The following is a 19361-nucleotide window of genomic DNA, read 5'->3' as shown; positions in this document are numbered from 1 at the left end:
GTCGGTGGGGTGGCCGGGGTCGCAAGTCCCCTCCCCGTTTAGGGACGAGGAGGCGGGACGAGGGACGGTCCACGTGAACGTCCATCGCCGCGGCATCGCGCTTCCCGCCAGTCGAGACCCTCTCCCGCTCGGGGAGAGGGCCAAGGCCGTCAGTTCGCGGCCTTGATTTCACTGACGGCGCGCGAGTAGTCCTTCTGGACCGGGCCGAGATCGCGCAGCAGTTCGTTCTTGGCGAGATCGGCCGGCTGCATCGTCATGTTCGGATACTGTTCGCCGAGTTCGGCCGGCAGGCTCTCCATCGCCGCCTTGTTCGGCACCTTGTAGAGGATGTTCTCGGCCGCCCAGGCGTGGTTCTTGGCATCGAGGATGAAGTCCAGGAACCGCATCGCGTTTTCCTTGTTCTCCGCGTCCTTGATCACGACCATCGTGTCGACCCAGAGGTCGGAACCCTCCTTCGGCACCACGAACTTGACGTCCTTGTTCTCGGCAATGGCGTAGTTGCACCACCCGTCCCACGCCTGCACCAGAGAGGCCTCGCCGGAGGCGAGCTTGGCGTAGAAGGTCGTGTCGTCATAGGCAAGCAGCGTCTTCTTCGCCTCGATCAGCAGGTCGCGTGCCTCGTTGATCTTGGCCGGGTCCGTCTCGTTGACGGAGTAGCCCTTGGCCAAGAGGCCGGCGCCCATCAGCCAGCGGTCGGTCGCGAGCATCGTCGTCTTGCCCTTCAGGTCGTCGGACGGTTGCAGCAGGTTCATCCAGCTATCCGGCGCGCCGCTGACCTTGTCGGAGCGATAGCAAAGGCCCGTCGTCCCCCAGGCATAGGGCACCGAGAACTGGTTGCCGGGATCATAGGGGAGGTTCGCGGCCTCCGGATAGAGATTGGCAAGATTAGGGATCGACGACTTGTCGAGCGGCTCGAGCAGCCCCTGCGCGTTCAGGACTTCGGCAAAGGGCGAGGAGACGAAGACAAGATCGTAGCCCTTGCCGCCGCCGGCCATGAGCTTGCCCATGATCTCTTCGTTGGTGGCGTGGTTCACAACCTCGATCTCGAGCCCGGTAGCCGCCTTGAAGCTTTCGGCGATGTCACTCGCCATGTAGCCGTCCCAGTTGGAAATGACGAGGTCGGCAGCCGAGGCCGCCCCCGCGGTCAGGCTTGCGGCAACGAATGCCGTGGCCGCGCGCAATGCGACCATTCCGTTTTTCGTTTCCACGAAAAAACTCCCTTGTTTGATCTTGTTCCTGGCCTCTATGCGATGCAGCCCGCCGGTTGCTCCGGACTCTTCACTGCGTCCCATGAGGAGTATTAATTAGAAAAAAAATACGTCAATAGGGATTCTGGAAAATTGCAGATTTACCGAATCGACGCCGCACCGGGCTTGCGAAACGCCGGGACAAAGGGCAGCATGCACTGCAGTGGAGGCCTGTTTGAGCGTATGACAACGGAACCGAAGCGCCCCAATCATCGCCATGTCGAATTGGCGCAAAAAATACTGGAGATCGCCAGCGAACGTGGATTTTTACCGGGCGAGCGGCTGGCCGAACAGACACTCGCGTCATCCTGCAACGTCTCCCGGACACCGATACGCAAGGCGCTCCAGATCCTCGCCGCGCGCGGGCTCGTGACGACCGAAGCCGAGGGCGGCTACGTGCTGACTGCCGATCCGGTCATGATCACCCGGCTCGACGACACCTCCGGGCACGGCGGCGAGAGCGAGGTCCATGCCGCGATCCTGCGCGATCTTGCCGCCGGCCGCATCGTCGAGACGCAGACCGTCGCCGCGCTGCAGCGGCGCTACGCCGTGTCCCGGCAGGCCGTGCAGAACGCCTTGATGAAGCTGGCGGAGGAGAGACTTGCCGAGCGCGGCGCAGGTCAGCAGTGGCTGCTCAAGCAGTTCGCCGTCGGCGCCGACGCGGCGGCCCGGAGCTACGAGTTCCGACTCGCCACCGAGCCGCTGGCGCTCACCCTGCCCGACTTCCGCCGCGACCTGGCGGCCCTGACCTCGCTTCGCCAGTCCATGCTGGCTCTCAAGGCAATGAGTGAGACCAGCTTCGACCGCAAGCTGTTCGAGCGGACCGACTTCGACCTGCACACGCTGATCGCCAAAGGCTGCGGCAACCCGTTCATGGCGGAAGCGCTCGTCAACCACCATCGCCGTCAGCGCGCCATCCCTGCCGTCGGCCACGTCGCCATCTTCCGGCTGATGCAGTCCAACCTGGAGCATCTGCAGATTGTCGAGCAGATCGAGCGCGGGCAGATGGAACTCGCCGCCGACCTCATGCGCGTGCATTTGCAGCTGTCCCGCCAGCAGCGGCCGCGCCTCGCCGGCCGCGGCGTCCCACCCGCCTTCAAGGTCGTCTCGCGTTGAAATCCATGGCCACGCCAAAGACCATCGCCCTCTTTCCCGAAGCGAGCTTCGGCGCGGCCCTCAATTGTGTCGGCATCGCGCAGGAACTGCGCCGGCTCGGCGCACGGCCCGCCTTCATCTGCCACCCGGGCTTTTCCGGCGTCTTTGCCGAATACGGCTTCCCCGAGTACCAGCTGGTCGATGACGACGCCGGCTCGCCGACGGACTGGAACGACTTCATCGAGCGCCATCAGGACGCCTTCCGCCAGTCGCCTTTCGACCAACTCGACAGTTATGTCGGACCGACCTGGGACGCGATCGTCGACACCGCGATCCGGGTGGAGGAACCGCTGCGCCGGCTGCTGTCGCGACTAAAGCCGGATGTGATCGTGCTCGACAACGTCGTCATGTTTCCGGCGATCGCCAAGGCCGGCGTACCCTGGGTCCGGGTGGTGTCCTGCGCCGAGACCGAAGTGCCGGATCCGAACGTGCCGCCCTATCTCTCCGGCTGCGGCGAGCAGCCCGGAGCCGATTGGCAGGCGTTCGCAGCAGCCTATGAATGCGTGACCGCGTCCGCGCACCGGCGCTTTTCCGCCTTCCTCGCCGAATGCGGGCTGAAGCCCCCCGAAAGCTCGAGCTTTCTTTCTTCCTCGCCCTGGCTCAACCTGCTGCTGGCGCCTGCAATCATTCGCCATGCCCGCGCGGACCCGCTTGACCCGCAGCGCTTCGTCTTCCTCGACGGTTGCGTGCGTCATGAGGCGCCGTACGTGCCGCCGCGCTTTGCCAGCCACAATGGCGCGCCGCTTGTTCTGACCAGCTTCGGTTCGCTCGGGGCCATGGACGTTTCGATGATGAAGCGGATGATCGCGGTGTTTGCGGCCCTGCCCTACCGATTTCTCGTCAATGCCGGACATTGGCGGGAAGAGTATCGCGAGGTCCCGGACAACGTCTTCATCGACAGCTGGTTTCCGCAGCCCTCGGTCGTGGAGCAGGCCAGCCTGTTCATCCACCACGGCGGCAACAACTCCTTCTGCGAGGCGCTGTACTACGGCGTGCCCTCGCTGGTAATGCCCTATTGCTGGGACGGGCACGACAACGCCACCCGTGCCGCCGAGACGGGCGTCGGACGGAAGCTTGAACGCTATGGCTGGACCGATGCGGAGCTTGCAGAGGCGATCGGGGCATTGATCGCCGACGATCGGATGAAGGCTCGCCTGCAGGCGAACGCGAAGACGATGCAGGCGGCGGCGGGCGTAACGCGCGCCGCCGAAGAGATCCTGAAGTTGACCGCAACCGCGGCAAGCCGGGCGCCGGGCCCAGGCTAGGCCCGTCGCGCCGGCGGCAGCGAGCCGTCGCATCCGGCACAGACGAACGAGAGTGGGAACCGACATGCGCGACAAGCTTTTCATCGACGGACAATGGATGGCGCCAGCCGAGGGCGGCACCTTCCCGGTCACAGACCCGGCCACGGAGGAGACGATCCTGCAGGCACCAGCGGGGACGACCCGCGACATCGACCGGGCGGTACTTGCCGCCCGCCGCGCGTTCGACCACGGACCGTGGCCGCGGCTGGCCGGCAGCGAGCGCGCCGGATATCTACGTCGCATTGCCGAGATCATCCTCGCCCGCAAGGAGGAACTCGCGCGTCTCGAAGTGCGCGACAACGGCAAGCCGCTTCCGGAGGCGATCTGGGACATGGAGGACGCCGCCGGCTGCTTCAGCTATTACGCCGGGCTCGCAGAGGAAATGGACGCGCAGCCGGAGGAGACGATCGCGCTCGCCGAGCCGCGCTTCTCGTCGAAAGTGGTACGGGAACCGGTAGGCGTTGCGGGTGCGATCATTCCCTGGAACTACCCGCTGCTGATGGCCGCCTGGAAGGTGGCCCCGGCGCTTGCCGCCGGCTGCACGATGGTGCTGAAGCCGTCCGAACTGACGCCGCTGACGGCACTCGAGCTCGGGGCAATTGTCGAACAGGCGGCGCTGCCCGCAGGGGTACTCAACATCGTCACCGGGCTCGGCGCGGACGCCGGCCGGCCGCTTTCCGAGCATCCCGGCATCGACAAGCTCGCCTTCACCGGTTCGGTGCCGACGGGATCGAAAATCATGGCGGCGGCGGCACGCGACATCAAGAACGTCAGCCTGGAACTCGGCGGCAAATCGCCCTTCGTCGTCTTTGCCGACAGCGACCTCGACAAGGCGGTCGAGTGGATCATGTTCGGCATCTTCTGGAACCAGGGCCAGGTCTGCTCGGCGACCTCGCGCGTGCTGGTCGAGGAGACCGTCTATCCCAGGCTTCTGGAGCGGCTGGTCGCCGAAGCGGCGAAAATCCGGATCGGCAATGGTCTGAAGGAAGGGACACTGCTCGGACCGCTCGTATCGAGGGGGCAGTACGAGAAGGTACTGGCGGCGATCGAGCGCGGCACCAGCGAGGGCGCAACGATTGCTGGTGGAGGACGGCGCCCGGCCGGGCTCAACACCGGCTACTTCCTTGAGCCGACCATCCTGACCGACGTGGCCGAGGACAGCTTCGTCTGGACGGAGGAGATTTTCGGCCCGGTCGTCTGCGTCAAGCCATTTGCCGACGAAAAGGACGCCATCCGCATGGCCAATGACAGCCGCTTTGGCCTTGCCGCCGCCGTCATGTCGAAGGACCGTGTCCGCTGCGAGCGCGTCGCAAAGGCCTTCCGCGCCGGAATCGTCTGGATCAACTGCTCGCAGCCCACTTTCACCGAAGCGCCCTGGGGCGGCTACAAGCAGTCCGGCATTGGCCGCGAACTTGGCCGCTGGGGGCTCGCGAACTACCTCGAGACCAAGCAGATTACAGCCTTCGAGGCCGACGAACCCTGGGGATGGTACCTGAAAGGGTGAACTTGCGGACGGCTTGCCCCGCCCGCCGCGCAAGCCGGGCGCCGTCCCGACGCGGCCGCACATGATCCGAGGGGTCCGCCACGCCGTTCGGCCGCGTTCAGAGGCTCGGCCTTGACCGCGGTCGCCACCTGCGCACCGCCCGGATCCGGGACCGCCCCTTGCGGCCAGGGCGCACAACGAGCAAACTTGTCCCGACCTCGAGACGGCAAGAAAGAGGGCGAGATGCCGATGACGTACTGGGGGAAGACCTGTTGGGGCGCCATCCTGGTTCTGCTGTCCGTTGGCCAGAGCGCAGCGGCAGATCCGGACAACGGCGAGCGCATAGCGCAGCGCTGGTGCGCGCAATGCCACGTCGTCGGGGCCGGACAACCGCGCGGCTCAGACGCCGTGCCCACATTCGCCGAAATCGGCAGGTCGGAAAATCTCGATGACGACGCGCTTGCCGCGTTCCTGGCGAATCCGACCCATTCCCGCATGCCGGATCTGGCGCTCACCCGCTCTGAAATCGCCGATATCGTTGCCTACTTCAAGCGCGAGAACCATTGAACTTTGCCGCCTCGCCGTTCGATTGCCCCTCCCGACCGAAAGGCGTCCGACACAGCCGGAAGCGGCTCAAAACGGCTCAATAGCAGGGTGGATAGGGATAGTAGCCGCACGGCGGCGGATAGGTGTAGGGGCGCGAGGCCGCCACGGCCGCCGCACCGATCGCGGCACCGGCCGCAACCCCCGCGTAGGGGTGCGCATACCAGCCGCCGCGCCATGCGGGTGCCCGCCAGCCACCGCCGGCCACGACAGCGCCACCGCGCGGGCCACGGGCCGCGAACCAGTCGATGAACAAGGATGCCGGGCCATCGGCGCCGACGAGAGCACCTTCGAGAATGTCGACGTCGAAGACAAGGGCACCGCCCTCGAGCTTCGGCGACTTCAAGACCACGACGGCGTCCTCTATGGACTGGCCGTCGCGGCTCAACACCGATATCGTCGCGTTCGGCGGGTCCTCGGCAAAGCTGTCCTTGCCCTCTCCCCATTGCTTGATGAACTCGGCAGTTGCCACGTGGCCGGCAGCCCGAACGGGACGGTCGGCGAAAACAATCGTGCTCGGGCCGACCTCGCTCATCGTGAGCTTTCCGTCAGCCAGCGTCGCCCCGCCAGAATTGAGGACCGCGAGCGAGGGGATCATTTGTTGCGACGGTGCCACCCCGACCGTCTTCTGCCCCGGCGCGGACATTGCGTCCTGGGCCAGAGTAGCGCCGGCAATGACAGACATCCCCGTGAAGACAGCAGCAGAGAGAAAACGAGCCGTGCGTCGCATGTTCAAGTTCCTCCTGTATTTTGTCGGCGCCATCCAGCACGTCACGCCAGTTCCGTATGAACAGCGGGCGGCAGGCCGAAGCATTCGTGATGACTGCAGATTTCAGGATGACTTGCTCGCGGCCCGTATCGACCGCGACAGTGCTCCGACTCTACGGCAACAAGCATGAAGTGTAAACATCGCGCCTGTTTGCAGGTCAGCGTTCGAAGCTCCTACACAACTGATTTTCCGAAACAAACTGAAGCCACGAACTGCAGGAAGGCGCGCCTGTCTGCGCGCGCGGGCAGGCTCCCGACCCTGCCAGCTTGCCCCCCCAGCGGTTCTGGGCCATAAATTGCCTCCCACTTCACCGGGCGAACCGGATCCCCAACAAGCCGCAGGTCGTGCGCGAGGCTCCCGCCCCACGGCATCGAAGACTGCCTTACATGGCTCAGGGGATCACCAGCATCGCGGTGGACGAAAGACGAGGAGTAGGTAGTATGGGCACGAGCAGACAACTGGATATTCCCTGGCGCCGGCGGGCCTATCACCGCGATTGGCTCTGGAGCCAGGCCAACGGCCTCTACGATTTCTTCCAGAACCGCGCCTTCAATCCGAGCGGTGGCTTCTACGAGCTCGATGTCGAGGGGCGGCCGTTGAACCCGGGAAATCCGATCCGCGGCATCCACGCAACCGCGCGCATGGTCCACTGCTACTCGATCGGCAGTCTGCTCGGCCGCCCGGGCTCTGACGATGTCGTCGACCACGGCATGGCCTATCTGTGGAACCGGCATCGCGACGCCGCGCACGGCGGCTACCACTGGTCGCTCGACAATTCCGGGCTGCTCGATGCGACCAAGCAAGGTTATGGACACGCCTTTGTGCTGCTCGCTGCCTCGAGCGCCAAGGTGGCCGGCCATCCGGATGCTGACCGGATGATCGCGGACGTCACCGACGTCCTGAATACCCGCTTCTGGGACGACAAGCATGGTGCGATCGCCGAGGAATTCGCGGCCGACTGGTCGCCCGTTCCCGGCTACCGCGGCCAGAACTCGAACATGCACCTGACCGAGGCGCTGATGGCCGCCTATGAGGCGACCGGCGAGGCCGACTACCTGCACAAGGCAGAGCGGATCGCCGACCTGATCATCCGCCGCCGTGCCGGCGAAAATGGCTTTCGCGTTCCGGAGCACTTCGACGAGAATTGGGCGCTCGACAAGGCCTACAGGGGCAACGAGATGTTCCGCCCGTCCGGCACCACGCCCGGCCACTGGCTGGAATGGGCGCGGCTGATCCTGCAGCTCTGGGCGTTGGGCGGCCGGAAGCACGCCTGGATGCCGGAGGCGGCCAAGGCGCTGTTCTCCCAATCGATCGCACTCGGCTGGGACCAGGACAAGGGCGGCTTCTTCTACACCCTTGACTGGGACGACCAGCCCGACAAGCGCCACAAGCTTTGGTGGCCGATGGCCGAGGGCGTCGGCGCCGCCGCCTTCCTGTGCGAACACATGCCGAGCGACTTTCACGAGACCTGGTACCGACGGATCTGGAACGGCATCTCGCGCCACTTCATCGACCGGGAGCGCGGCGGCTGGAACGAGGAACTGACCGAGGACCTCGCACCGAGCTACACGCTGTTTGCCGGAAAAGGCGACATCTATCACGCGCTGCAGGCTTGCCTGATCCCGCTCTATCCGGCGACCGGCAGCCTGACAAAGGGGATTGTCGAGGCGGAAGGTCGGTAGCCGGCCTGGCGCCGCATCAGCTTCTCTTGCCGATGCGGCTGCCGGGGAAGAGCAGGTCCACGAAGCTTTCCGCGGTCGGCTGCGGCTCATGGTTTGCCAGGCCGGGCCGCTCGTTCGCCTCGATGAAGACGTAGCCCGGCTCGGCCGGGTCCTTCACCATGAAGTCGATGCCGACGACCGGGATGTCGATCGCGCGGGCGGCGGCGACCGCCGCCTCCACAAGTTCCGGATGAACGGTCGCCGTGACATCGTGAATCGAGCCGCCGGTATGGAGGTTGGCGGCCTTGCGCACGGTGATCTCGCGCCCCTCCTCCAGCACCGAGCCGAGGTCGAACCCCTGCTCGCCGAGGCAACGGTCGGTCTCCGCGTCGAGCGGAATATGGCTTTCGCCGCCGGTTGCCGCCTCGCGCCGGCGCGACTGCGTCTCGATCAGCTCGCGAATGGTGGTGCGGCCGTCGCCGACGACGCGCGGCGGGCAGCGCACCGCCGCGGCCACGAGCTTGTAATCGATAATCACCAGGCGCAGATCCACCCCCTCGAAGCAGGCTTCGAGCAGCACGCGATCGCAAACCTGCCGCGCCATTGCAATGGCATCCTCCAGCGCTGCCATGGTCGTGATGCCGACCGAGATGCCGCGGCCCTGCTCCCCGCGGGCCGGCTTGACGACAACCTTGCCGTGCCTGTCGAGGAACGCCTGGAGCACGGATTTTTCGGCGTCCGCCTCGATCTGGTCGGGCACGGTCAGGCCCGCAGCGGAGGCGACCCGCCGCGTGATGGCCTTGTCGTCGCAGATCGACATGGCAACGCCTGAAGTCAGCTCTGACAGGCTTTCGCGGCAATGGATCGACCGCCCCCCGTACGAGAGCCGGAAGAACCCGCCCTTGGCGTCGGTGATCTCGACATGGATGCCGCGCCGCGTCGCCTCGTCGACGATCAGCCGCGCATAGGGATTGAGCTCCTCATAGGACTGATGCGGCACGGCGAAGAACTTCTCGTTGATCGCGTTCTTGCGCTTGATGGCAAACAGCGGCATGCGGCGGAAATTGAGCTTGTTGTAGAGTTTGATCGCAAGCGTATTGTCGTGCATCACCGACAGGTCGACATGCGCAAGCCCGCGCGCCTGGAAATGCTCGGCCAGCTTGCGCACGAGCTTTTCGCCGATTCCCGGCTGCCGCGCCTGCGGGTGCACGGCCAGGCACCAGAGCGACGCACCGCGCTCCGGATCGTCGAACAGGCGCTGGTGATCGATGCCCGTCACCGTCCCGACAATCTCGCCGGTCGCATCGTCCTGGGCGACGAAATAGGTCACCGACCGGTTGTCGCGGTCGGAGGAGAAGTAATCGGACCTGATCTGCACCATGCCGCAGGCGGCATAGACGCGGTTGATGCCTTCGGCGTCGGCCTCCGTGGCGAGACGGCGGATCGTGATCCCCCGGGTGTGGCGTGTCCTGGGCTGGTAGGTCGAAAGGTCGAGCCGGAAGGTGTGCGAGGGATCGAGAAAGATCTCCTGGGGCGCCAGCGACAGCAGCACATGCGGTTCGTCCACATAGAAGGCGATGTCCCGGCTCGACGGGGCTTCGTCCCGCAGTTCGGCGAGCAACGTCTCGTCGTCGCGGAATGTCTGGGCGAAGAGCAGCCGCCCCCAGCCGCAGTCCAGCACAACGTTCTCCCGCTCGGCGGCGGTCTCCGTCCGGCCGACATGCCGCCCCGGCTGGGCGCGTGTGCGCAAGCGCTCCAGCCGGTGAGTCACGGCCTTGGTTCCCTTGGTGCGCTGGCGCGGCAATGTCGCCTCCCCGGCCTTCTTCATCTCACACCCCCTGTTCCTGAAGCCACATTTCCAGAAGCCCGACCTGCCAGAGCTCGGAGCCACGCAAGGGTGTGATGTGCTCCGAGGGACTGGCGAACAGGCGCTCCAGATAGTCGTTTCGGAAGAGGCCCCGCTCCTTGGCCTTCCGCGAGCCCAGGACGTCCTGGATCATGGCAAGGTAGGGACCGGCGATGTATTTGAGCTGCGGCACCGGGAAATAGCCTTTCTTGCGGTCGATCACCGCGCTCGGCACGACCTTGCGTGCCACGTCCTTCAGGATTCCCTTGCCCCCGTCCCGGAGTTTTTCGTCCGGCGGGATGCGCGCCGCAAGCTCAACCAATTCGTGGTCGAGGAAGGGCACGCGCGCCTCCAGCCCCCAGGCCATGGTCATGTTGTCGACGCGCTTGACCGGGTCGTCCACCAGCATCACGTTGCTGTCGAGACGGAGCGCCTGGTCGACCGGCGTGTCGGCGCCGGGCCGACGCAGATGCCGATGCAGCAGATCGCCGCTGACGTCTTCCTCGGCGAGCCAGTCCGCCGCCAGCTGCGTTGCAAGCACATCATGCGTGCGGTCGCGGAAGGCCTTGCTGTAGTCCGAGACCACGTCGTTTGAGTTCACCAGCGGCGGATACCAGTGATAGCCGCCGAACACCTCGTCGGCGCCCTGTCCCGACTGCACGACCTTGATGTGCTTCGAAACCTCCTTGGACAGAAGATAGAAGCCGACATTGTCATAGGAGACCATCGGTTCGGACATCGCCGAGATCGTGCCCGGCAGCGCCCCCATCAGGTCGGTGGAGGGCACGAAGATCTTGTGATGCTCGGTGCCGAAGTGCTCGGCGATCAGGTCGGAGTAGACGAACTCGTCGCCCTTCTCGCCGTTTGCCTCCTCGAAGCCGACGGAAAAGCTCATCAGCCCCCGCTGGCCGGCCTCCGCGAGCAGGCCGACGATCAAACTGGAATCGACGCCGCCGGACAAAAGCACGCCCACCGGCACGTCCGCAATCATGCGGCGCTTGACGGCGAGCCGCAGGGCATCAAGCAGCCGGTCCTGCCACTCCGCCCGCGTCAACGCGCCATCGCCGGGCTGGCGGCGATAGGGCGGATCCCAATAACGGCGGTCCCGGAAGGTGCCGTCGCCCTCATAGACGCGGATCGTCGCCGGCGGCAGCTTGCGCACGCCGGCGAGAATGGTGTGCGGCGGCGGCACGACGGCATGGAAGGTCATGTAGTGGTGCAGCGCCGTCTTGTCGATCGCGGTGTCGACCCCGCCCGCCTTGACGATCGCCGGCAGCGCCGAGGCGAAGCGCAGCGCGCCATCCACGTCCGCCAGGTAAAGCGGCTTGATGCCGAACCGATCGCGCGCCATCACCACGCGGCCGGTGTCGCGCTCGTGGATGACGAAGGCGAACATGCCGTGGAACCGAGACACGCAGTCCTCGCCCCAGGCGTGCCAGGCCTTGAGGATCACCTCGGTGTCGCCCTCGGAGAAGAACCGGTAGCCCTTGCTCTCAAGTTCGGCCCTCAGCTCGCGGAAGTTGTAGATGCAGCCGTTGAAGACGAGCGACAGGCCGAGATCGGGATCGACCATCGGCTGCTGCGACCGGTCGGAGAGGTCGAGGATCCGCAACCGCCGATGCCCCAGCCCCACATTGCCCCGGACCACGACCCCCGAGGCATCCGGCCCGCGAGGCGCGAGGACATCCGCCATGATCGAGACTGCCGAAACCGACGGCGTGCCGCCGTCGAACCTGACTTCTCCACAAATTCCACACATATACTGGGTCGAAACCTCCGTTGTTGGTACCGGACATGACGTCAGGGCCGTGGAGAGGTCCACGGCCCTGACGTCTATGAGAACACAATGCCCGACGCGGCCAGATGTTCCGCATCGCACATCAATCGGTTGCGGTGTTACCTCCGATCGCCTCGGCGCGGGCCAGCATGTAGGCCTCGGCGAAGGCCATATGGTCCGCAGCAATTTTCCATGCATCGGCCGCGCGGCCATCCTTCAGCGCGGCCATCAGGCGGTACTGGAAGGCCAACCCGTCCTCGCGCGAGGTGGCGGCCGGATCGGCATAGATCAGCCGCGCGACCGGCAGCTCGCGCAAGAGGTTGTGCATCAGGCCGCAGAGGAAGCCTAGCAGGGGATTGGGGCAGAGTTGCGCGAGCTGCGAATGAAAGTCGAGTTCGGCGACCCGCTGCTGGTACTGCTCTGCGAGATCACCGGCGGGATGATCGTAAACCCGGATCGTGCGCTCGAGCGCCGCCAGCTGCTCCTCCGTAATCCGACCCGCCAGCAGGGCTGCGACTTCAGGCTCGAGCGCCTTGCGGATGGCATAGATGTCCGAGAGGCTAGGCTGGTCAAAGAAGAAATGCGTCGACAACAGTTCCATCGCATGCTGGGCCGACGGCTGTGCCACGAAGGCGCCGCCGCCAGGCCCGCTGCGCGTGAACAGCAGCCCCTGCGTTTCCAGCGCCTTCATCGCCTCGCGCACCGTGCCCTTGGCCGCCTTGAACTGGTCGATCAGCTCGCGCTCCTGCGGCAGACGGTCGCCGGGGACAAGCCCCTCCGAGCGGATGTAGTCCTTCACGCGCTCGGCAATCGCCTCGGGTCGACGTTTCGTCTTGCCGGCCGGCGTGAACAGGCGCTTGCCGTCCGCGCCCGTGGGTTTCCGCTGTTCGCTGATGATGGCCATGGTCGTCATGTTCTCCTGATGCGCGGTGCGCTCGCGACAAGCCGCTGCGTATAGGCATGTCCAGGATGGGCAAAGAGCCGGTCGGCCGGCGCTGTTTCGACCACCTCGCCACCGTACATGACGGCAACGCGGTCGGCGATGGCCTCGACCACCGCCAGGTCGTGGCTGATGAAGAGGTAGGAGAGCCCAAGGCGCCTTTTCAGATCGCGAAGCAGCAGCAGGACCTGCGCCTGAACCGACACGTCCAGTGCGCTGACCGGTTCGTCGAGGACAATGATCTCCGCCTCTGCGGCGAGCGCCCGGGCAATGGCGATGCGCTGGACCTGGCCTCCGGACAGTTCGTGCGGGTAGCGCGACAGCGTGGCCTGCGGCATTTCCACCGACTCCAGCAACTCCCGCATCCGCGCCTGCCGGCGCGCCGTCCCATAGCCGCAGAGCAGCCGCAGCGGCGCGTCGAGAATGTCGCCGACCGCCTTTCGCGGGTTCAGCGAGGCCACCGGATCCTGGAAGACATACTGGATCATCTTGCCGAAGGCGCGCGGGCCATCTCGGCGCAGCGCCGCAGCATCGCGCCCGCCGATGCGGATCTCGCCTGCGGTTGGGGTCTCCAGCCCGACGAGCATGCGCGCCAGCGTGCTCTTGCCCGAACCGCTTTCGCCGACGACGGCGAGCGTCTCGCCGCGCTCGGTGCTTAGCGAGACGGATTGCACGGCCCTGATCTCGCGCCGCGCCCGTCCGAACAGGCTGGTGCCGCCGCCGAAGGTCTTTGAGACGTCGAGGATCTGGATCGCGGCATCGTCCATCACGCCACCTCCCTGCGCCCGTCAAACAGCGCGGCGACGCGATCAAGGAAGAAGGTGCCCGTACCGAGTTGCGGCACGCAGGCAATCAGCCGCTTCGTGTAGGGGTGCTGCGGATCGGACAGCACCTCGCTTGTCGCACCGGTCTCAACGATCTCGCCGTCCTTCATCACCGCGACGCGATCGCAGATCTCCGACACGACGCCGAAATCATGGGTGATGAAGACAAGCGCCATGCCGCGCTCGCGCTGCAACTCGCGCAGCAATTCGAGAATGCGGGCCTGCACCGTGACGTCGAGCGCGGTGGTCGGTTCGTCGGCGATGATGACGTCGGGATCGTTGGCCAGCGCCATGGCGATGCCGACGCGCTGGCGCTGGCCACCCGAAAGCTGGTGCGGGTAGTGCGAGGCGCGATCAACCGCGGAGGGAATGCCGACCTTTTCCAGCAGGGCGATGGCCTTCTGCCGGCATTCCGAGGCGGCGATCCGCTGGTGCGCGGCAATCGCTTCCTCCACCTGCCTGCCAATGGTGTACATCGGATGCAGCGTCGTCAGCGGATCCTGGAAGACGTAGGCAACGCGGCTGCCGCGGCTGGCGATCAGTCTCGTCGCCGGCATGGCGAGCAGGTCTTCCCCGTCGAGATACACCGCCCCGTTGCGGATCAGCCCCGGCGGCGAGGCGACCAGGCCCATGATCGAAAGGGCGGTGACGCTCTTGCCCGAGCCGCTCTCGCCGATGACGCCGAGGCACTCTCCCGGCCGAACGTGCAGCGACACGTCCCGGACGGCCGGCACGACCATGCCACCGTGGCGGAAACCGACCTCGAGGCCCTCAACCGCAAGGGCCGTCTGCGCGGCGCTGTTGGCCGGTACCTTGCGGTCCTTTGCCACCTCGGTGATCGGGCCAGGCCTTGAAAGCGCGCTGGACCGCAGGCGCGGATCGAGCACGTCGCGGATGCCGTCGCCGAGCACGTTGAGGCTGATCACGACCAGGAAGATCATCACGCCCGGCACGATCGACATGTGCGGCGCGGTGAAGAGCTGCGCCCGCCCTTCGCCGAGCATCGAGCCCAGGTCGGCCTGCGGGGGCTGGGCACCGAGGCCAAGGAAGCTGAGCCCCGCCGTCTCGAGGATCATCCAGCCGGCCGTCGTCGACATGGTGATGACGATCACCGGCAGCACGTTCGGCAGCACTTCGGTCAGGAGGATCGACAGGTGGCCCTTGCCGGACAGGCGCGCCGCGTCGACGAATTCGCGGTGCACGTAGCCGAGCGTGACGCCGCGGACGTTGCGCGCAAAGAAGGGAATGTTGACGACGGCGATCGCATAGAGCGCATTCATCAGCCCGGGGCCGAGGGCGGCGACGATCGCCAGCGCCAGCAGGATGTAGGGAAAGGCCATCAGCATGTCCACGCCCCGCATCATGACGTTGTCCGTGCGCCCGCCGGCATAGGCGGCGACAATGCCGGTCACCGATCCGATGGCCGCGGCGATCAGGGTCGCCGCGAAACCGACGCCGAGCGACACGCGTGTGCCCCAGAGCAGCCGGCTGGCGATGTCGCGGCCAAGCTGGTCGGTCCCGAGCGGATGGCCGGCGGTCAGCAGCGGCTTCAGGCGCTCGGCCGGCGCCGTGGCGTCCGGATCGGGCAGAGGCAGGAGCGGCGCCAGCCCTGCCAGAAACCCGATCGTCGCCAGCAGCACGAGACCCGCCATCGCGAGACGGTTGTTCGCCAGCAGACGCCAGGACGTCATCCGCGCCGCTCCCGCACCCACCGCCGATGTTCCGGCGAGCGCGCTCATGAGCGGATCCTCGGGTCGAGCACGGACTGCACGACGTCCGCGGCCAGGTTGAAGAGCACGTAGCTGGCGGCGACGACGAGAACCCCGCCCTGCACCAGGAGGATGTCGCGGGTCGAGATCGCCTTGACCAGCATCGCCCCAATGCCCGGCCACTGGAACACGGTTTCGATGTAGACAGCGCCGCCGAGCACGAAACCGGCCTGGATGCCGATGACGGGAATGACGCCGACCAGCGCGGCGCGGAAGGCGTGGCCGTAGATCACGCGCCGCTCGGTGAGCCCCTTGGCGCGGGCGGTGCGCACATAGTCCTGGCGCAGCACCTCAAGCATCGCCCCGCGGGTCAGCCGGGCGATGACGCCGGCGGCGACGACGGACAGCGTCGTTGCCGGCAGGATCAGGTGCAGCAGCAGGTCCTTAAGATCGCCGCCGCCGTAAACGGCGTACATGCCGGACGCCGGCAGCAGTCGCCAATGGACGGCGAAGAGATAGATCAGGAGAAGCCCGAGCCAGAAGGACGGCATGGAAATGCCGGCGAGCACACAGAAGGTGATGGCGCGATCTGCCCAGCCGAACTGGCGCACGGCCGACACGATCCCGGCGAGAAGGCCGATGACCGAGCACAGCAGAAGCGAGACGCCGGCCAGCACCAGCGTCGCCTGGAAGCGTTCCAGCACTTCGTCCAGCACCGGCCGGTTCAGCGCGAACGACCGGCCGAAATCGCCCTGCAGAACGTTGCCGATCCAGATCAGGTATTGCTGCGCCAATGGCTTGTCGAGGCCGAGGTCGCGGTTGATGCGTTCGACGTTCTCCCGCGTTGCATAGGCGCCGAGAATGGCCGTGGCCGTGTCGCCGGGGATCAGCGCCATCACCAGGAAGACGATGACGGACAGGCCGAACAGCACGGGCAGGACGGCGATCAGACGTTTCAGGATGTAGGCCGGCATGAAAACCCTCCGGGACGCCACCGGCAAGTTTGCCGATGGCCGCTTCGGGACGCACCTTTACTGCTTGGCCACGCCGTGCAGATCGAGCAGGAAGGAGGGCTGCAGCTTGAAGCCCTGAACGGCGGCGGTCGTCACCGCGTTCTGCTTCCAGTTGGCGACGAACAGCCAGGGCGCGTCGTCATGGACGATCTGCTGGACCTCGCCATAGAGCTTGCCGCGCTCGGCCTGGTCGGTCGATCGCCGCGCCTGTTCGAGCAGCGCATCGACCTTCGGGTTCGAGTAGTACCCCGAATTGAAGCCGCCCTTGTCCGGCATCGCATCCGTCCTGAGCGTGAGATAGGGCACGGTGTCGGGATCGTTGGTCATCCAGGCCATCTCGGCCATGTCGGCCTTGTCCTGCAGCCCCGGATTGACGCGGCCGAGGAAGGTGTTCCACTCGTAGGTCTCGATCTTCACCTCAAACCCGACGGCCTGCAGGTCTGCCTGGATCGCCGCGCCCATCGTGACCGGATCGAGCATGCCGGAGCCGCCCTCGGTGACATAGAACGTCAGTTGCGGATTCTCGACACCCGCCTCGGCAAGCAGCGCCTTGGCCTTCTCCGGATCATGAGGATAGGGCTGGACCGTGCTGTCCACCCAGTTGAACGCCGGCGGGATGGGGCCGGACGCCACCGTCGCGGTGCCCTGCAGCACGTCGTCGACCAGCGTTTCCTTGTTGACCGCGTAGTTGGCGGCCTGGCGCACCCGCTTGTCCGCGAACGGGCCGTTCTTGGCGTTGAGGATAGCAAACCAGACATGCGGCCCGGCCTGCTCGGCGACGGCAAAGCCGGCGTCCTGCTTGAAGGTCGCGAGATTGTCGGGCGGCACCTCCACCATGACGTCAATGCCGCCGGCCATCATCTCGGCGACCCGCGTGTTGGCGTCCGTGATCGGCCGGAACACCACGGCCTCGAGCTTCGCGGCACCGTCCCAGTAGTCCGGATTGCGATCGATGACGACACGCTGGTTCGACAGCCATTCCACGAACTTGAACGGACCGGTGCCCGAAGGGTGGCGACCGAATTCCTTGCCGTGCTCTTCCACCGCCGCGGGCGAGACGATCAGGCCGGTCGGATAGGCGAGATTGGAGAGAAACGGCGCGAACGGCTCGCTCAGCCTGAATTCGACCGTATGGGGGTCGACCACATCGACGGCCTCGACGGTCGAGAAGTTGAACGACAGCGGGAACGGGCCGGTGTCGTAGAACGGATGGTCCTTGCGCAGCATGCGGTCGAAGTTGAACTTCACCGCCGCGGCATCGAATTCGGAGCCGTCGTGGAACCTGACGCCCTGGCGCAGTTTGAACGTGTAGGTCTTGCCGTCTTCGGAGATGTCCCAGCTTTCGGCCAGCGCCGGCTCGACCTCGAGCGTGCCGTCCTTGAACCTGACCAGGCCGTCATAGACGTTGACGAGAATCCGAAAATCGTTGGTCGCCGTGACGGTGTGCGGGTCGAGCGATTGCGGTTCGGCGATCTGGCCGACAACGAGAACGTTTGGTGGGGTCTGTGCCGCGGCCGGCAGTGCGGCAGCGCTGGAGAGCGCGAGGGCGGCTGCCGCAAGGGCGCTCCGAAACAGCCTCTTCATGGGGAAGATCCTTTCGATTTGGCGTCGTTCGCGGCGCATTTATAGCTATAAATCTGTCAATCGCAACAATTTATCATGATTTAATTGACGGAGCCGTCGATGCCGCGCCCCTCGGCTCCGCGGTCGAAGGGACAGCAAGGCTCGTCTTTCAGGTGATCAGGACGTGCCCCCGCCATCCCCGGGCTCGCCCGCCTTCAGATCCTGCTCCGCCCGCGGCATCTTCTGATGCGTGAAGCCGCGCAGACCGGAGACCTCCTCGGCGTCGCGCTCGATCTGTACCTCGCTTGCGGCGTAATGGATGGTCAGACGGGCAAGCGAGATCAACGCGTGCAGGTGGATGCGCTCGTAGCCGTGCGAAGCATCGACCCCGAAGGTGAGCAGCGCCGTTCGCACGTCATGGCCGGCCTCGACGGCCGAGGCGGCGTCAGAGCGGTAGTAGCGGAAGATATCCTTCTGGACGCGGATTCCATAATCGCCGCAGAGCTCATGAAGCTTCTTGGAAAGGTGGTAGTCGAAGGGGCCGGTCTGGTCGGCCATGGCCAGCGTCACGCCGAATTCCTGCGAGTTCTGGCCTTCCGCCGTCGTGCCGTTGTCGATTGCCACCAACGAGGCGATTTCGGGCACCAGCGCCGCAGACGCGCCCACACCCACCTCCTCGCCGATGGTAAAGAGCCAGTAGGTATCGACCGGCGTCTCGATCTTCTCTCGTCCCATTGCTTCGAGCGCGGCGAGCATGATCGCCACGCCCGCCTTGTCGTCGAGGTGGCGCGAGACGATGAAGCCGTTGTCGAGGAATTCCGGCTGCGGATCGACCGCGACGATATCGCCGACATCAATGCCGAGCTGGGTCAGATCGTTGCGATTGCGCGCCAGCGCGTCGACGCGCAGTTGCACGCAGCGCCAGCCCGTCGGCTGCGTATCGACCTCGTCGTTGAACGTATGGCCCGAGGCCTTGAGCGGCAAAATGGAGCCCCGATAGATGCCCTTGCCGGAAAAGATCGAGGCGCGCGCCCCTTCGGCAAAGCGTGCCGACCAGTGACCGATGGGGACGAGTTCGAGCCGCCCGTTGTCCTTCAATGCCTTGACCTGGGCGCCGAGCGTGTCGAGATGGGCGACGATGCCACGCGCCGGCCGCTTGGCCGCGCCGGGCCGAAGCGCGCGAATCGCACCGCGGCGGGTGAGCTTCACCTCAAGCCCGAGACGCTCCAGTTCGCGCGCCGCGTATCGCACCGCCTCGTCGGTAAAGCCGGTCGGGCTCGGGATATTGAGCAGCGCCTTCAACTGCCTGGTCAGATAGTCCGGGTCGATCGTGATCGGATTCTGCATTCGGCTTTTGTCGCAGCCGCCGTCCGCAACGTCAACCGCCCGGCCTTCGGCCATAAACCGTATCGCGGGCGGAGAAGCCTTGTCACGGGATCCGGTCCGGCCGTCTTCGTGCGCTGTACG

The 19361-nt window shown here is 65.8% G+C and carries 15 protein-coding genes; 5 read left to right on the top strand and 10 right to left on the bottom strand.

Annotation, left to right across the window (positions count from 1 at the left end; genetic code table 11):
• Positions 1 to 149: 149 nt before the first annotated feature.
• A complete protein-coding gene (locus tag ACXAGF_RS20420; protein ID WP_475019377.1) occupies positions 150 to 1208 on the bottom strand; it encodes a polyamine ABC transporter substrate-binding protein in 1059 nt (352 codons plus the stop codon).
• A 222-nt stretch (positions 1209 to 1430) separates the two neighbouring features.
• Here ACXAGF_RS20420 and ACXAGF_RS20415 point away from each other — a divergent pair, with 222 nt between their 5' ends.
• From ACXAGF_RS20415 to ACXAGF_RS20400, 4 genes are all read left to right on the top strand, one after another.
• Positions 1431 to 2363, top strand: a complete 933-nt coding sequence (locus tag ACXAGF_RS20415) for a GntR family transcriptional regulator (RefSeq protein ID WP_475019376.1) — start codon at positions 1431 to 1433, stop codon at positions 2361 to 2363.
• Between the two features lie 5 nt (positions 2364 to 2368).
• Positions 2369 to 3667, top strand: coding sequence for a glycosyltransferase (locus ACXAGF_RS20410; RefSeq protein WP_475019375.1), 1299 nt, complete (start codon positions 2369 to 2371; stop codon positions 3665 to 3667).
• A gap of 64 nt (positions 3668 to 3731) precedes the next feature.
• Positions 3732 to 5210 (top strand): aldehyde dehydrogenase family protein, encoded by a 1479-nt coding sequence (locus tag ACXAGF_RS20405; RefSeq protein ID WP_475019374.1) that lies wholly within the window; start codon positions 3732 to 3734, stop codon positions 5208 to 5210.
• Between the two features lie 111 nt (positions 5211 to 5321).
• A complete protein-coding gene (locus ACXAGF_RS20400; RefSeq protein WP_475019373.1) occupies positions 5322 to 5756 on the top strand; it encodes a c-type cytochrome in 435 nt (144 codons plus the stop codon).
• 76 nt (positions 5757 to 5832) lie between these two features.
• Here ACXAGF_RS20400 and ACXAGF_RS20395 read toward each other — a convergent pair whose 3' ends face one another.
• Positions 5833 to 6477: a hypothetical protein gene (locus ACXAGF_RS20395; protein WP_475019730.1), complete on the bottom strand. Its 645-nt coding sequence runs from the start codon at positions 6475 to 6477 to the stop codon at positions 5833 to 5835.
• A gap of 524 nt (positions 6478 to 7001) precedes the next feature.
• Between ACXAGF_RS20395 and ACXAGF_RS20390 the strand changes: the two genes are divergently transcribed.
• Positions 7002 to 8243, top strand: coding sequence for an AGE family epimerase/isomerase (locus tag ACXAGF_RS20390; RefSeq protein WP_475019372.1), 1242 nt, complete (start codon positions 7002 to 7004; stop codon positions 8241 to 8243).
• Positions 8244 to 8259: 16 nt separating this feature from the next.
• On the opposite strand, the gene ngg is transcribed toward ACXAGF_RS20390, so the two are convergent.
• From ngg to ACXAGF_RS20350, 8 genes are all read right to left on the bottom strand, one after another.
• A complete protein-coding gene (gene ngg, locus ACXAGF_RS20385; protein ID WP_475019371.1) occupies positions 8260 to 10050 on the bottom strand; it encodes an N-acetylglutaminylglutamine synthetase in 1791 nt (596 codons plus the stop codon).
• A 1-nt stretch (position 10051) separates the two neighbouring features.
• Positions 10052 to 11827 carry an N-acetylglutaminylglutamine amidotransferase gene (locus ACXAGF_RS20380; RefSeq protein WP_475019370.1) on the bottom strand — a complete coding sequence of 592 codons (1776 nt, stop codon included), beginning with the start codon at positions 11825 to 11827 and terminating at the stop codon, positions 10052 to 10054.
• Positions 11828 to 11948: 121 nt separating this feature from the next.
• Complete coding sequence (locus tag ACXAGF_RS20375) at positions 11949 to 12749, bottom strand: FadR/GntR family transcriptional regulator (RefSeq protein ID WP_475019369.1); 801 nt, start codon at positions 12747 to 12749, stop codon at positions 11949 to 11951.
• Between the two features lie 5 nt (positions 12750 to 12754).
• Positions 12755 to 13552 (bottom strand): ATP-binding cassette domain-containing protein, encoded by a 798-nt coding sequence (locus tag ACXAGF_RS20370; RefSeq protein WP_475019368.1) that lies wholly within the window; start codon positions 13550 to 13552, stop codon positions 12755 to 12757.
• Positions 13552 to 15348, bottom strand: a complete 1797-nt coding sequence (locus tag ACXAGF_RS20365; RefSeq protein WP_475019367.1) for a dipeptide/oligopeptide/nickel ABC transporter permease/ATP-binding protein — start codon at positions 15346 to 15348, stop codon at positions 13552 to 13554. Before ACXAGF_RS20365 ends, ACXAGF_RS20370 begins: the two co-directional genes overlap by 1 nt.
• Positions 15345 to 16292 (bottom strand): ABC transporter permease, encoded by a 948-nt coding sequence (locus ACXAGF_RS20360; protein ID WP_475019366.1) that lies wholly within the window; start codon positions 16290 to 16292, stop codon positions 15345 to 15347. The genes ACXAGF_RS20365 and ACXAGF_RS20360 overlap by 4 nt, the downstream gene beginning before the upstream one ends.
• A 57-nt stretch (positions 16293 to 16349) precedes the next feature.
• The gene (locus ACXAGF_RS20355) at positions 16350 to 17915 is read right to left on the bottom strand and encodes an ABC transporter substrate-binding protein (RefSeq protein WP_475019365.1); all 1566 of its coding nucleotides are present in this window, start codon (positions 17913 to 17915) and stop codon (positions 16350 to 16352) included.
• A gap of 156 nt (positions 17916 to 18071) precedes the next feature.
• Entirely contained in the window at positions 18072 to 19241 is a 1170-nt protein-coding gene (locus ACXAGF_RS20350) for an osmoprotectant NAGGN system M42 family peptidase (protein ID WP_475019364.1), read from the bottom strand.
• Positions 19242 to 19361: the final 120 nt, after the last annotated feature.

The sequence above is a fragment of the Mycoplana sp. ABR4_002 genome (assembly GCF_056159645.1).
Note: the sequence above shows the minus strand (reverse complement) of the source record. Positions and strands in the feature narration are given on the sequence as shown.